We start from the raw sequence: 12,952 nt of genomic DNA, 5'->3' as shown, positions 1-12,952 counted from the left end.
TGTTGATATTCATCTGGAGCTTATGATGGCGGCGGCGAGGTGAATGAACGCGGCAAAGCTCTTGTCGGTTTTGTCGGCACGCATGGCGATGCGTTTGAACTCTTTGAGTTTGCAGAAGAAATTCTCGATCAGATGACGCCACTTGTACATCTCGGCATCGAAGGGAAGCGGCTTGGTTCGTCGCGGATGCTGGGAAATGACGATCTTGGCACCACGTTGGTCGAGGTCGGCGATGATGGAGTTGCTGTCGAAGGCCTTGTCGGCGATCAGAGCGTCGAAGGAGAGACCGTCGACGAGTGGTTCAATGCCGACCGTGTCGAACCGCTGCCCCGGCAGCAAGACAAAGCGGACGAGGTTGCCGAGGGCGTCGGTCAGCGCCAGGATTTTGGTCGTCATGCCGCCCTTGGAGCGGCCAATGGCCTGGCTCTGAGTCCCCCTCATATGAGGCGAGTTGTGTCAACGGTAGCGGCGGCGAAATCACTTCGGACGCTGTCGGGATCGGCCTCGCGGCGAATTGCGGAACAAGTCCACATCACCTCATATCCGGTCGGCTCTGGTGGAGCCTGCACCCATATCCCGCATGCACGGGCAAGTTTGGCGAGGCCGGGAAGGATGGGACCCATCTTTTTGACGGCGTTAACAGCCCTGGGGGGCGCCGGTCCACATCCATCCCGCTTCGTCGCAAGTGACGTTGGCCGCCCCTCGCGTCGAACTCTTTCGTCAGGCCTTGGTCATGGCGCCCTCCGGCAGCAGGCCCTGGGTCAGATACCGCCACAAGGCGATTATCAGCTTGCGCGCCAAGGCGACGATCATGGTGCGGCGGATGCGTCCTTTGCCGGCGCCGACGCGCTCATGAAACCAGCGCGCGAGACCGCTATCGGGCTGATGGCGCAGCCACAGCCAGGCAAGTTCAATGGCGGTTCGACGCGCTCGCGGATTGCCCGATCTCTGGATGCCTTGATCGCGGCTGACCGCGCCGCTGCTCCAAGGGCTGGATGCAAGACCGAGATAACCGGCGACCTCACGCCGATTCTGGAAGTCGCGGAAGAACACCTCGTTCGTCATTACGCTTGCGATCGTCAGGCCAATGCCACGCAGATGACTCAGTTGGATGATCCCGGGAGCTGTGATCTCGGCGGCCTGACGCTGCTCAGCCTCGACCTCCATGATCATCTCAATCACTTGCCACAAGCGGTGGCACTCGCGCTTGATCTCGTTCTTCAGGCAGGACGGCAGATCCCGCCCGTCAGCCGTGCGCAGCGTCTCGAGCTGCTCACGCCAGTCCCGTCTGGCTGGCTTGAAGTCGCGGATGCCCTGGGTCATCAAAAGCCCCTTGACGCGGCTGGAATGCTGGCCGCGTTCGTTGACGAGCCGAGCCCGTTCCCGGCTGCGACGGCGATCGTTCTCCTGCTCGAGGCTCGGCACCCGCACAACCCGGCAGACCCTCGGCTCGCCACGTTCCAGCGCCATCAGCGTGCGCAGCAGCGCCGCCGCATCGAGGCGGTCCGTCTTGGCGCGGCGTGACCGGCGGTCGACCAGGATGCTGGCCGCGTCCAGAACCTGATTGTCGATGCCGCGGTCGCACAGGAAACGATGTAGCCAGAAACCGTCGTAGCCGGCCTCGTAGCACGACATTACCCGAACCGGACGCGTCAAGGCGGCCTGCGCCTGTTCGCGCCGGTGTTCAATGAGAGCCATAAGCCCTTCGGTGTCACCTCCTTGCAGGCGATGCAGGCTGATCTTGTCGACCGCCGGCGAGTGCAGCGCCACAAGCCAGGTCGACTTGCTCAATTCCAGTGCAACGAAAATCGTGGCAGTCTTCTCGCCGGCGGGCGGCGGAGCAACGGATGAGAGATTCATGAGACGTCTCCAGGGTTAGGATGTCGGACCCCGAAACCTTACCTGAGTTCCGCCGCCCGTCGCCTCATGGGATCTTTTGCGCCCTGGCCGTGGCGATGGACCTTGACGATGGTAGCGTCGACCATGGCGTACTCCATGTCGGGCGCCTCAGAGCAGGCCTCGAAAAGCCGAACGAAAACATCGGCTTTGACCCAATTGCGGTATCGCTTGAAGACGCTGTTCCACTGGCCGAAGAACGCCGGAAGGTCTCGCCACGGGCTCCCCGTCCGTACGATCCAAAGCACTGCCTCGATAAAGCGGCGGTTGTCGCCTCCGCTTCGTCCAGGGTCCGTCGCCTTGCCAAGGCAATGCGGTTCCATCTTCGCCCATTGGGCATCAGTCAGCACGAATCGTTCCATCAAAAGCTTGAATCACGATCAAGCCCCGAAGTGGAATCTGGAGAAGCTATGGGGTGAGCGGCGACGGGCATGGCACCATCGTCGTTTGATAGAAGCGATAGAGGTGTCCCATGACCATGACCCAGGTTGACGATCTGAGCCGTTCGCTCGTCCCGTTTGATCAAAATAGCAGCGTAATCGTCGTTGTTGAAATGAGTGAATCGAGTTGGCTGGCGGCGGGACAGGTTCCCGGCATTGAACGCTTGCCTCTGAAAAAGTTGGAGCCTGATCCTATTGCTTTGCTGCGGCTGGTGGAGCGGTGGCGTGACGAGGCGGTCAAGGTGGGCAATGCAATCGAACGGATTGCGCTGGCCTTCGAGGCCGGGCGCGATGGGTTCTGGCTGGCGCGGTGGCTGGAGAGGCGCGGCATCGAGGTGCACGTCGTCCATTCGACTAGAGCGGTTTTCCCTTAATCGGAGTCGTTTGTTTGCAGTGAACGGCTTGTTCTGATTCCCTGATCGAAGTGATTTGCGGAAGGAGCAGCGGCATGGCACGAGCTTACAGCCTGGATTTGCGGACGCGTGTTATCGAGGCGATAGAGGCAGGCCTGTCGACCCGAGAAGCGGCACGGCGGTTTGCCATCGGGATATCGACGTCTGGTGCATGGTATCGGGCCTGGCGTTCGAGCGGCAATCTGGAACCTGGGCGGCAGGGCAAGCCGAAGGTATCGAAGCTGGACGCGCACGAGACTTTCATTCTCGCCTTGGTCGAGACCGATGAGCGGGACATCACGCTTGCCGAGATCGTCGATCGCCTTGCGGCAGAGCGCGGGGTCAAAGCCAGCCTGACGACGGTCCATGCGTTCTTCGCAAAGCGTGGCATCACGTACAAAAAAAGACAGCGCACGCGGCCGAACAGCAGCGACCGGATGTTTTGGCAGCGCGGGAAGAGTGGTTCGAAGGCCAACTCGATCTCGATCCGAGCCGCCTGATCTTCATCGACGAAAGTGGCCTCAATACCAAGATGGCCCGGCTACGAGGCCGCTCTGCGCGTGGACAGCGTTGCCGGGCGGCTGTTCCTCATGGGCACTGGAAATCCACGACCTTCACGGCCGGCCTGCGCCTCGACGGGATCGTCGCGCCCTGGCTCCTGGACGGCGCCATGGATGGCGAAGCATTCCTGGTCTACTTGCGCCGCGTCCTCGTGCCGACGCTTCAACCCGACGATGTCGTCGTGATGGACAACCTGCCTGCTCATAAAGTGGTCGGTGTCCGCGAAATCATCGAGGCTGCGGGGGCTTCCCTTCGCTATCTTCCGCCCTACTCCCCGGACTTTAACCCCATTGAGATGGCCTTCGCCAAGCTGAAGGCTTTACTGCGAAAGGCAGCAGCCCGGTCCATCCCGGAATTATGGGACGCCGTGGCCGTCGCCATCGATCGTTTCCACCCCAAAGAATGCGAAAACCTGTTCGCCCACGCCGGCTACGATGCCTAACCGTGATTATCCAGAAACTGCTCTAGCGTCGCGGTGTCGCGCGAGCATCGTCGGGCGAAGACCGATCGGTTGGACACGGCGATGCTGATGCGCGTCTTCCTGGGCTGACCGAAATTAATCTCATCCCGCTCTAGGGGTCGCCCTTTTTCTTGCCTGCCAGTCCTTGCGCGAGAGCCTGTAGAGTACGTGGCGCTTAAGTTGCGGATGCGTGTCCGGAACGCGGGGATGGTCAAAGCCGCCGGAACGATCACGGCTCATGCCAAGACGTTCCATCACCGCCGTCGAGCGAAGATTGTTCCACACGGCGAAGGACATGATCTCGTGAAGACCGAGCGTTTCAAAGCCGTAGGCGAGCCAAGCCTCGGCCGCCTCGGTGACATAGCCTTTGCCCCAGTATTCAGGCGCCAGCCGCCAGCCTATCTCAACGGCGCCGGCCGGCGCTACAGGTTCCATGTCGGCGAAACTTAGCCCAACGAGGCCGATGCACTCGCCGGAAACTGCAATCTCGACAGCCGACCAGCCGAATCCATCGCGGTCAATGACGTCCCGCATTTCGTTCATCGTGGCGTCTGACTGGGGTCGGTCGCGGCGGAACGGAAAGAATTCCATGACGCGCTCGTCGGAACTGATCCGGTGAAAGAGCTCGCGGTCGCGGTCCTGCCAGTTGCGCAGCATCAAACGTTCGGTGCGGATCGGCGTCATTCGATAAATTCTTCCCGTCGGATGTCGTAAAGATACATAACCTCGCGCGAGCAGACCTTGAAGCGGCAGCCGCGGCCGATGCAGGCCGTGCGGTCATAGCGGTCAGCCCGCGGCCCTCGACCTGTGCCTGCACGATAAATGTCATGGGTTCCTTGCGGCACAAGCCTGCAAGTTCGACGATGAATGCCACAATCGTCCGGGCAGCCTCCGGCCGTCTCACATCATCGCCGTGGAGCAAATCTTTCGCCCAGCCGACAAATGTGTCCAGTCGGTTATCCGGCAGGCCCAGACAGCGAAGGAAGACGTTGACCGCGAAGGGAAAGGCGAAATCCTTCATGACGTCGCAGCTTGTCCCCGATGCGGCGATCCTCTCGATCAGCGTGATTGCTCGCTCGCGGATAGCCGGTTCCAGTTCCGTTACCCGCATTGGTGAAAGCAGTGGATTGAGTAGTGAGCAAAAGACCCGATGGGCCGGCGGATCGAGCTCAAGCGGGATCGTCGGCCAGTTTTCGCCCAGCGCAGAGGCGAAGATGCTGCGATGGCTGGAAAAGTCTCTGCGTCCTGCAGCACCCGGCGCTGGTCCGCGGCGCGAGTGATGACGCAGGTACGTTGCCTATCCTGCGTGTTGCTGGGCGAATAGAAGACCGGCGGCCCGGCATGGACGGAAGCCACAGCTGCGTGTGGATCCCCGTCGGCCGTTGGTGACATGCCCGGTGACGTAAACAGGCTGAAGTCCCTCACCGTTTCGGGCGGGACATGATCTGGGACCGGGTCGGTCGCCATTTTTATCTCCCTACGTCAGGCGCTCATGACGTTAGGCGTTCATACGCTCATGAGATCCCACCACGTTCACAAAGCCGATTGCCAGCCTGTGGCGCGTCCCGGCTAAGGCGCCCTGAGATCCTGTTGCGCGATACAGCCGACCTGCGCACGAGCGCGGATGAGATCGGTCGTGAATTCAAGTGGGGACATCCACGTCGTCCTGGGGAGACTGATCAATCACCGCTGTTCTTCGTGACGCAAAGCTGACGCCCGCTGATAAAATCAGCGAAGCAAGTTGCGTGCCGAATCGGCGCTCCGTTTGCCTTACAGCGTTTGCCCGGTAACCGGTGACCCAGCCTTGGGGACCTTTGGTCGGACTTGAGACATTCTTGTCCAGATTCGGACCCAAGATGGTCTCCGATAGACACGCACCGCGCGCGGTCGTCGGGCCGCACCGCATCGAAGAAGCAAGCCCCGCGAAAGACGTCAGATGCCGGCGAAGCGGAAAAGCTCGAAAGCGCTTGACCTCAACGTGCCGAATAGAGAAGGCGGTCGGGGCAATTCTTGGCTTGACGCCAGTGCTCAATGAGTCGGGTGAAAGCCGGCGGGTTGGCCGGATCTCGGCATGCGGCGATGGCATGATGCGAACGCTGCTCTACGAGGCCGCGCAAGTCCTGCTGACGCGCGTGGCGAAATGGTCCTGGCTGAAGGCCTGGGCGGTGAAAGTCGCCAGGCGGCGCGGCCGGCAAAAGGCCGTTGTTGCGCTCGCCCGCCGGCTGGCGGTGATCATGCATCGCATGTGGACTGATGGCACACCGTTTCGCTGGACAAAGGAAAGCACGCTGGTCGCGGTCTGACCGGGGCCGTTAAGGGAGGAGACAACAGAGTTCCACTTGCCAGGTGGAAAGATGTCCTTCGCGGGACGATGGATGAGGTGAGTTCGCTATGCTGGCAGTGCCGATCGTAGATCAGGACGCGTCCAAGATTGTACCACCTCGTTCTGCGGATTCCCCATACTGGGAGGGCCAAGACGCCGATCCCGAAGAGAAGCAAGCCCCGCGAAAGACGTCAGATGCCGGCGAAGCGGAAAAGCTCGAAAGCGCTTGACCTCAACGTGCCGAATAGAGAAGCCAGCATATTCGATCTTTTCGCCACGCGCGAGATCGGCCACGAGCTGAAGGCGATGTCGCAATGGCTGGACGAGCATCGCGATTTGCTCGGGCTGGTGGCGCGGGACCTGTGTCGAGATGACGTCAAGGCCACTGGACGGCAAGGGTTGCCCGCCGAAGCAGTGTTGCGTTGCGCGCTGCTCAAGCAATACCGCCAGCTGAGGTACCAGGAGCTGGCGTTCCACCTCGAGGACTCGGCCTCGTTTCGCGCCTTTGCCCGCTTGCCATGGTCGTGGAGCCCGCAGAAGTCGGTGCTGCAAAAGACGATCAGCGCGATCCGGCCCGAGACCTGGGAACAGGTCAATCGGACGCTGCTGTCGGGCGCCCGGCAGGCGAAGCTCGAAGACGGCGCGGTCGTGCGGCTGGACAGCACCGTGACCGCGGCACTCATGCATGAGCCGAGCGACAGCAGCCTGCTTTGGGATGCTGTGCGGGTCATGGTGCGCTTTCTGAAGCGGGCCGATAGCCTGGTAGGCGGCGCCGGCTCATCATGGCGCGATCATTGCCGCGCAGCCAAGAAGCGCGCCCGCAAGATCCAGTTCACGCGCGGTCGACCTAATCGCGTCCAACTCTACCGTGAACTGATTGCAATCACTCGCGCGACCTTGGCCTATCTGAAGCAGGCGAGCGAGCGATTGGCCATGGCGAGCACGCCACTCATCGCACTATGGCAGGCCCAGGTCCGTCACTACCGGCCGTTGGTCGAACGCATCATCAGACAGAGCGAGCGGCGGGTGTTGGCCGGCAAGCCGGTGCCGGCTGGCGAGAAGTTGGTCAGCCTGTTCGAACCGCATGCCGATATCATCGTCAAGGGCAGCCGCGATACCGAGTACGGTCACAAACTCAACCTGACCACCGGCAGGAGCGGCATGATCCTCGATCTGGTGATTGAAGCAGGCAATCCGGCCGACAGCGACCGCTTGTTGCCCATGCTGGAACGCCACATCGCCCTCTATGGTCAAGCGCGCTCTGATCGGCTTTTTCGGCCAGACGGCGGCGGCGTGCGCATTCTGAGATGACGCCGATCTGACCTCGAAAGCCCTTCTCGCGCATTTCGCGCCAAAGCGCCGACGCATTGCGTGCGCCGGTCTCCCAGCAGCTGTCGAGCCAAGGTAGCCATTCATCGAGCGAACTTTGTCGGACCCGGAATACTCGGAGCGCTGACCGCGCAAGACGCTGCGCACCAGCTTGCGGCCATGTCCGGTACGCTTGACGATTTGCTTGATCGGCACGCTCTGCTTCGACAATTCCAGAATGGCCTCGTTTGTCTCCTGACGACGCAGATACCCCTCATATTGCAGCCGTTCGGGCGTAGGTGAGGAGCTTTGGATCGATGATGGTGCGCCCACTGTCCTTCGGATCTGACGCATCGATTTCCTGACCGCGTCGAGAAAGGCACGGCTGGCGTTTTCCATGAGATGCCAGCTGTCGGTCACCTGATCGGCGTGCGGCATGGCCTTGGCGATCGCCTCGCCATATCCGCCGCCTCGGTCACGTGCGACGATCATGATCGAAGGATGTTCGCAAGCCATGCCTGCGATGTCGCCTGTTCACGATCAGGCAGCAGTGTCACCGGCTTTCGTCGCTCGAGATCGCAGACAATCGTTCCGTATCGCTGGCCGCGCCGGAATGCGAAATCGTCGATGCCAATGAAGGAAAGCCTATTACGCGGCTGCTCCGTCCGCCGAAGCACGACGCACAACAGGGTATCGTTGCTCACCGGCATCATCAGGCGCTCGGCGAAGGCTGCCGCCGGCCTGCCGCCCAGCGCCAACCCCAGGTGATGAACGATCGTCTCAAGGCGTCCGGTTTTTCGCGATAGCGGAGCCAAGACAGCTGCGCCAAACCGCTCGGCAAAAATGCGGCGACGGCAAAGAACAGCGTCGCACCAGAAACGACGAACCGTCACGCGCAGGACAACCCGCCGCCCGGCAATCGGCAGATCGGCGGCTTGCCGCAGATATCGGCTCTGGGTTCGACGTGAACTGGTCCCACAGCATGGGCACGTTGCCGAAGCAGCCGCGACGCGCACGTCCAGAAATACACAATCCGTTCCGATTTCGGCATGCCCAACGACGAAGCCTGCAAGCGCCAGTCTCGTCGATCCAAATCTTCGTTGCATCACGCTGATTCCTTCTCGAAAACCGCGCGACATCGTCCTTCACTTGCAGCAAGATTGAGTCTGCCCCTTATTCCACGCCGAACGCAATGCGACTTCCGTTATTTCTGAAGGCTACCAGCGCACAGGCAACAGAATCTGCGATGAGGACAACGGACAGGATGAAATCTGATCGCCCGTCGACCAGTTGCCGGGGCGCCGACTAATGTAACGGCTGTGTGAAGCTGCTCTTGGTCAGAGGCGTCGATTTCTTGGCTGGCGAAGGTCTAAAGCTCGCCTATTAGATTGGTGGCCAGAACGATACCAGCCCCTTGGACAAACTGCTCGACTCGGTAGTCCGGTCCGACTGCGGCTTCGTCAGGCAGGCTCCCATTGTGGTCGAAAGCGGCTTGGCATGTAGATCGTCACAAGCCCTGCGGCCTTCGTTGGCGCGATATCGCGCCGCAGGTGATCCCCTTGTCGATGGCGGTTGAGAACCGCGTATAGATGGCGCCGAGAGGGAATTGATGCGGAATTCGGCTCGGAGTGGTGCTGAATGACGCTGATGATCTGATTTGGTTGGGGATGAGAGCGCGGGATGCGCCGACAGGAGCCCGGAGGGCGACTGAGGCGCATCCCGCGCTGCGTCCGCGCATGCTACATGTGCGGAGCGCCGCAATCAGACATCGACCCACTACCACGTAAACTCGATGTCCTATCCCAACGGCCCGTGTGAGGGGACTTGCAGGTCCCCGGGCACTGATGCCGACTGGTTCACGGTATGCGCCAGCATAATGGCATTGGCGCATTCCGTCGAGCTTTTCCCCGCAATCCCGACGGCGTTCCGAGAGGTTCGCCGCCGCAATGCAAACCGGTCGTTTCTTTCTCTGCGCACGGTGCCGCTCACAGGTCTTGCTTTGCCGGCATTGCGATCGGGGTCAGCGCTTCTGTGGTTCTGACGGAGGAGGAGAATGACCCAAGTGCGGCGCCGTTTTGTCTGGGAGATCGACTGGAATCTCCTGAGAACATTCACGGTCATCGTGCAGGAGGGAAGCCTAACCGCTGCCAGAGACAAGCTGTCCCTGTCGCAGCCCACAATCAGCAACGCGCTGCGCCGGCTGGAAGAGCATATGGGAGACCGGTAACTTCTCTGGGGTTACGCGACGCGCTGGAGGGGTGATTTGGGATTGAAAAGTGATGGCACGTTCGGCTCTGGCTGTCGGAATGGTGCCCGCAGTCGATCGCGAAGCTCGCCGTTCAGATTTGCCGTCCGGACTTGCATGTTTACAATGCCGCCTTCATTGCTGCTCGTGCGGCTCTTGAGACCTACTGGACCAACTCCAAGTTCGAGGAAGAGATCGCTCGCAAGTCCCTGATCCTGGCTGCGGAATTCCGGTTAATCGCAAACGAATTTCCCAACCTTGGCCCGACTGTACGGGGCCGCGGCTTGATGTACGGGCTCGCATTTCAGAAGCACCACACATTACCGGTCCAAATCTCACGGGAAGCTCTTCGTCGCGGCTTGGTGATCGAGACCTGCGGCGGGCGCAATGAGGTGCTGAAGTTCCTTGCTGCTCTGACCATTGCCGAGGCTGACCTGCGCCGTGGTCTGTCCATTGTTCGCGACAGCATTGGCGCGGTACATGACAGCATGGAGACAAACCCACCATGAGGATGGCGAGAACGCGCAAGACATCGTCGTCGGAAAGCGCCAGCAAGCGAGTGAGACGCTCGCCGTGCCATCCTCGCCCGGTGAGACGCCTGTTGCCGTGGGCGTCAAGTCGGTGAGAAGCAGTTTTTTATGCCTTGCGCGGTGGTTCTATGAGTTCGCAGAGTCGACGCTGAATGCCTCCGCAAGTCGTCCAAGCACGCTACGCTGTCGGAGACGCGGGCACGCTTGATCGAGCCCCATAGCGCATGCTGAGGTCCGCGCGTGCAGTCAACTCTTCCTGCGTCAGATCCTTCCGAGGTCTGGGGTCCTGTCGGCGCGGAGGACCGACGGGTCACGATGCCGTAGGATTTTCGCAAAGATGCGCTTGAGCTTCTCGCATTCTTCCACGTCGTTGCGCGTAAGCCTTCATTGCCGCCCATTGATCGATCATCACGCTCAGCAGTTCGGTTGCGGGTTCAACTGCAGGAACCGGTCGAACCGCAAGAGCAACGTGGGCTGCGAAGTATGTTTATATTCCCTGCGACGCATCATCGTGACATGCTCAGCCATGATCCGTCCCAGCACGCCGCCAAACGGTTTGGGCTGGCGCACTTTGGCAAGAGCAGTTCCGGATTACACGATACCAATGCGTCAGACTGGCATGCACTGCTTGATGTGACATGCCTCACGCAGAGCTTCGACGGGATTGTGATCAATCGCAGCCGTTTCCTGGAGGTGATCGAGGTGGGACGCGACCTCCAACCATTTAAACAGATCCTTCAAATAAATTTACAGGATCTTTGCGACCGGAAATCGCTGACGATGATACGCTCACGGCAAGGTCTGAGTCATACAAGGCTAAAAAAAGTAGATGCCGATTTAGGCTTGAACCGCCACACAAACACACAATGTCGGGGTTAAAGCCAATGGCAAGAAGAGCGTTCATCATGCTTGGAGGGGGAGGTAATGGTCCGCAATACAAACAAGCGGCCCAGGGTCTTGGTCTTCATCCAGTTACCCTGGCGGCGGATCCAACACAATACGACTATCTTGCGGCAAAAGGGATCGAGGCAATCCGTATCGATACAGACAATCTCGATGCGCTAATCCACGAATGTTCCCAGCTGCGAGCAACCTATGACATTGCCGGCATTACCGGGTTTCCGGACCTCGACGAATCGATCCCTGCGACAGTTGGCAAGCTCTGCCGGCATTTCGGTCTACCGGGACCAAACCCCGCATCGGTTGAACGGTGCTGCGACAAATTCACTCAACGTCAGCTGCTCGCAGTGGCCGGGGTTCCAATGCCTGCTTATCATTTGGCAGCGAATGCGACGGAGGTAGAAAGCTCTGCCGCAGAGATCGGCCTGCCTGTGGTTGTTAAGCCAGCCATGGGCTGCGGCAGCATCGGTGTCCGATTGTGCCGCAACGTCGATGAGTTGGCCGAACATACGACCTATCTGTTGGGCGGGAAGAATGTAGGGCGCTCTTCGCCGAGGATACTGGTCGAAGAATTCGCGCAGGGCCCCCTTTATGTCGCTAATTTAATGGGAAATGAGGTCATTGCAATTACCGCCTACGAGTTCGGCCCGCCACCGCATTTCGTCGTTCGTGAGTCCACCTGTCCGGCCCCGCTGATTGATGATGAGCATCAACATATCGCCGATGTTTCGCTGAGCTGTTTGCGAGCACTCGGGCTTGGCTGGGGGCCGTCGAACATTGAATTCCGATGGACGAAGCGTGGCCCAGTCGTCATTGAAGTCAATCCGCGTCTTGGGGTTGGGGAACCTAAACTGATCCGACTGGCTTACGGTGTCGATCTCGTCGCTGAGCACATCAAACTTATCATCGGCGAGGAATGGGATTTGCGCAAAAGGCATTCGCAGACTGCGGCCTCGCGGATCCTAGTTCCTGATCGTGATGGCATCCTCGATTGGATCGGTGGTGAGAGCCGGGCGGCTGCTGTACCAGGTGTCGCCGAGGTCAAATTGTACATTAAACCCAAGTCGCTGTTTGTCAGGCAAGGCGATATCCGAGACAAGATCGGACATGTCATTGCCGCTTCGCCCAGCCCTGCTCAGACAAGAACGATACTTCAGCATGCCGTCGACTTAATCGGTTGGTCGATCACACCAATTCCGACCCTTGGCGAATAGTTTCGATATCGTCCCCTTACCTCTTCCGCACCAGCGGATCGAGCCCAGAGCTAGTCACGCAAACTCCAATAAGGCAACAAATAGGCCATGAAAACTCAGATAGGGTCGGGACTCACCGAAATTGTAACCGGGCCTGCAACCAGCCAGGCGGATGCACGAATAGAGCGCCGACTCTGCGAGTTCGCAACTTCCGATTCAGCCTTGATCTGGGAGGCTCACAACGAACTGTCAGCGCGATTGCAGAGGCGGACATGCACTTTGAGGGCCGGGCGTATCCCGCATGTCTCCGGCCCCTGTCGATAGCGCCGTTCTCGATTCGATAGCGCCGTTCTTGATTCCGTGCCGTCGATGATCGATCCGCATTCGCCATGACCTTGTCGGCTTGAGATGCCACGTGCCCTTGAAGCACTCGACCATATTGTGTCCGGCGCCTGGAGAAGGGCGAGCTGTCGGCTCTCGAAGCAATCGATATCCTACTTCCCGAAGAGCCGACCCTGCGCGAGAACAGCCGTATAAAAACCGCGCTGCGGATGGGTCGCCGGCTTTGATTTTTCTTTCCGGCCCTCACTCGATCGAGATCGGATCTTCACGCTGACGCAACTGGGTTTTGTCGACCGCCATGAGAAGCTATGCGGGAAAGCGGCGAGGTGGCACCATCGTTGTACGATTAACCCGAAAGATAG

The 12,952-nt window shown here is 59.8% G+C and carries 9 protein-coding genes and 5 pseudogenes; 8 read left to right on the top strand and 6 right to left on the bottom strand.

Annotation, left to right across the window (positions count from 1 at the left end):
- Positions 1–9: 9 nt before the first annotated feature.
- The 3 genes and pseudogenes from ACFSOZ_RS18155 to ACFSOZ_RS18145 all read right to left on the bottom strand — a co-directional run.
- A pseudogene (locus ACFSOZ_RS18155) lies at positions 10–438 on the bottom strand (IS5 family transposase); the annotation flags it as partial.
- 282 nt (positions 439–720) lie between these two features.
- Complete coding sequence (locus ACFSOZ_RS18150) at positions 721–1,860, bottom strand: IS110 family RNA-guided transposase (RefSeq protein WP_379100172.1); 1,140 nt, start codon at positions 1,858–1,860, stop codon at positions 721–723.
- A 38-nt stretch (positions 1,861–1,898) separates the two neighbouring features.
- Positions 1,899–2,258, bottom strand: a complete 360-nt coding sequence (locus ACFSOZ_RS18145; RefSeq protein WP_379100291.1) for an IS5 family transposase — start codon at positions 2,256–2,258, stop codon at positions 1,899–1,901.
- 110 nt (positions 2,259–2,368) lie between these two features.
- On the opposite strand from ACFSOZ_RS18145, the gene ACFSOZ_RS18140 reads away from it, so the two are divergent.
- Positions 2,369–2,710 carry a hypothetical protein gene (locus ACFSOZ_RS18140; protein WP_379100289.1) on the top strand — a complete coding sequence of 114 codons (342 nt, stop codon included), beginning with the start codon at positions 2,369–2,371 and terminating at the stop codon, positions 2,708–2,710.
- A gap of 74 nt (positions 2,711–2,784) precedes the next feature.
- Positions 2,785–3,731, top strand: a protein-coding gene (locus ACFSOZ_RS18135) for an IS630 family transposase (protein WP_417568608.1) whose coding sequence is annotated in 2 segments (ribosomal slippage) — positions 2,785–3,126 and positions 3,129–3,731 — 945 coding nt in all. Because the reading frame shifts where the segments join, the coding sequence is not laid out codon by codon here.
- 120 nt (positions 3,732–3,851) lie between these two features.
- Here the strand turns inward: ACFSOZ_RS18135 and ACFSOZ_RS18130 are convergent.
- Both ACFSOZ_RS18130 and ACFSOZ_RS18125 read right to left on the bottom strand, forming a co-directional pair.
- Complete coding sequence (locus tag ACFSOZ_RS18130; protein ID WP_379100287.1) at positions 3,852–4,433, bottom strand: GNAT family N-acetyltransferase; 582 nt, start codon at positions 4,431–4,433, stop codon at positions 3,852–3,854.
- A gap of 100 nt (positions 4,434–4,533) precedes the next feature.
- A pseudogene (locus ACFSOZ_RS18125) lies at positions 4,534–5,216 on the bottom strand (cytochrome P450 family protein); the annotation flags it as partial.
- A gap of 524 nt (positions 5,217–5,740) precedes the next feature.
- On the opposite strand from ACFSOZ_RS18125, the pseudogene ACFSOZ_RS18120 reads away from it, so the two are divergent.
- Positions 5,741–6,052 (top strand): annotated as a pseudogene (locus ACFSOZ_RS18120) (transposase); the annotation flags it as partial.
- 215 nt (positions 6,053–6,267) lie between these two features.
- Positions 6,268–7,362, top strand: a pseudogene (locus ACFSOZ_RS18115) (ISNCY family transposase); the annotation flags it as partial.
- Between the two features lie 506 nt (positions 7,363–7,868).
- On the opposite strand, the gene ACFSOZ_RS18110 reads toward ACFSOZ_RS18115, so the two are convergent.
- Positions 7,869–8,519: a transposase family protein gene (locus ACFSOZ_RS18110; protein WP_379100285.1), complete on the bottom strand. Its 651-nt coding sequence runs from the start codon at positions 8,517–8,519 to the stop codon at positions 7,869–7,871.
- A gap of 914 nt (positions 8,520–9,433) precedes the next feature.
- Between ACFSOZ_RS18110 and ACFSOZ_RS18105 the strand changes: the two genes are divergently transcribed.
- The 4 genes and pseudogenes from ACFSOZ_RS18105 to ACFSOZ_RS18090 all read left to right on the top strand — a co-directional run.
- A complete protein-coding gene (locus ACFSOZ_RS18105) occupies positions 9,434–9,607 on the top strand; it encodes a LysR family transcriptional regulator (RefSeq protein WP_379100283.1) in 174 nt (57 codons plus the stop codon).
- Positions 9,608–9,738: 131 nt separating this feature from the next.
- Positions 9,739–10,134: an aminotransferase class III-fold pyridoxal phosphate-dependent enzyme gene (locus tag ACFSOZ_RS18100; RefSeq protein ID WP_379100281.1), complete on the top strand. Its 396-nt coding sequence runs from the start codon at positions 9,739–9,741 to the stop codon at positions 10,132–10,134.
- Positions 10,135–11,039: 905 nt separating this feature from the next.
- Complete coding sequence (locus tag ACFSOZ_RS18095; RefSeq protein WP_379100279.1) at positions 11,040–12,269, top strand: ATP-grasp domain-containing protein; 1,230 nt, start codon at positions 11,040–11,042, stop codon at positions 12,267–12,269.
- 348 nt (positions 12,270–12,617) lie between these two features.
- Positions 12,618–12,893: pseudogene (locus ACFSOZ_RS18090) on the top strand (ATP-binding protein); the annotation flags it as partial.
- Positions 12,894–12,952: the final 59 nt, after the last annotated feature.

Source organism: Mesorhizobium newzealandense, assembly GCF_042682145.1.
In the GTDB taxonomy this organism is placed as follows: domain Bacteria; phylum Pseudomonadota; class Alphaproteobacteria; order Rhizobiales; family Rhizobiaceae; genus Mesorhizobium; species Mesorhizobium newzealandense.
Note: the sequence above shows the minus strand (reverse complement) of the source record. Positions and strands in the feature narration are given on the sequence as shown.

Coding starts and splice junctions, on each gene's coding strand:
- ACFSOZ_RS18150 (WP_379100172.1), bottom strand. CDS start 1,860: ATGAATCTCTCATCCGTTGCTCCGCCGCCCGCCGGCGAGAAGACTGCC.
- ACFSOZ_RS18145 (WP_379100291.1), bottom strand. CDS start 2,258: ATGGAACGATTCGTGCTGACTGATGCCCAATGGGCGAAGATGGAACCG.
- ACFSOZ_RS18140 (WP_379100289.1), top strand. CDS start 2,369: ATGACCATGACCCAGGTTGACGATCTGAGCCGTTCGCTCGTCCCGTTT.
- ACFSOZ_RS18130 (WP_379100287.1), bottom strand. CDS start 4,433: ATGACGCCGATCCGCACCGAACGTTTGATGCTGCGCAACTGGCAGGAC.
- ACFSOZ_RS18110 (WP_379100285.1), bottom strand. CDS start 8,519: ATGTCGCGCGGTTTTCGAGAAGGAATCAGCGTGATGCAACGAAGATTT.
- ACFSOZ_RS18105 (WP_379100283.1), top strand. CDS start 9,434: ATGACCCAAGTGCGGCGCCGTTTTGTCTGGGAGATCGACTGGAATCTC.
- ACFSOZ_RS18095 (WP_379100279.1), top strand. CDS start 11,040: ATGGCAAGAAGAGCGTTCATCATGCTTGGAGGGGGAGGTAATGGTCCG.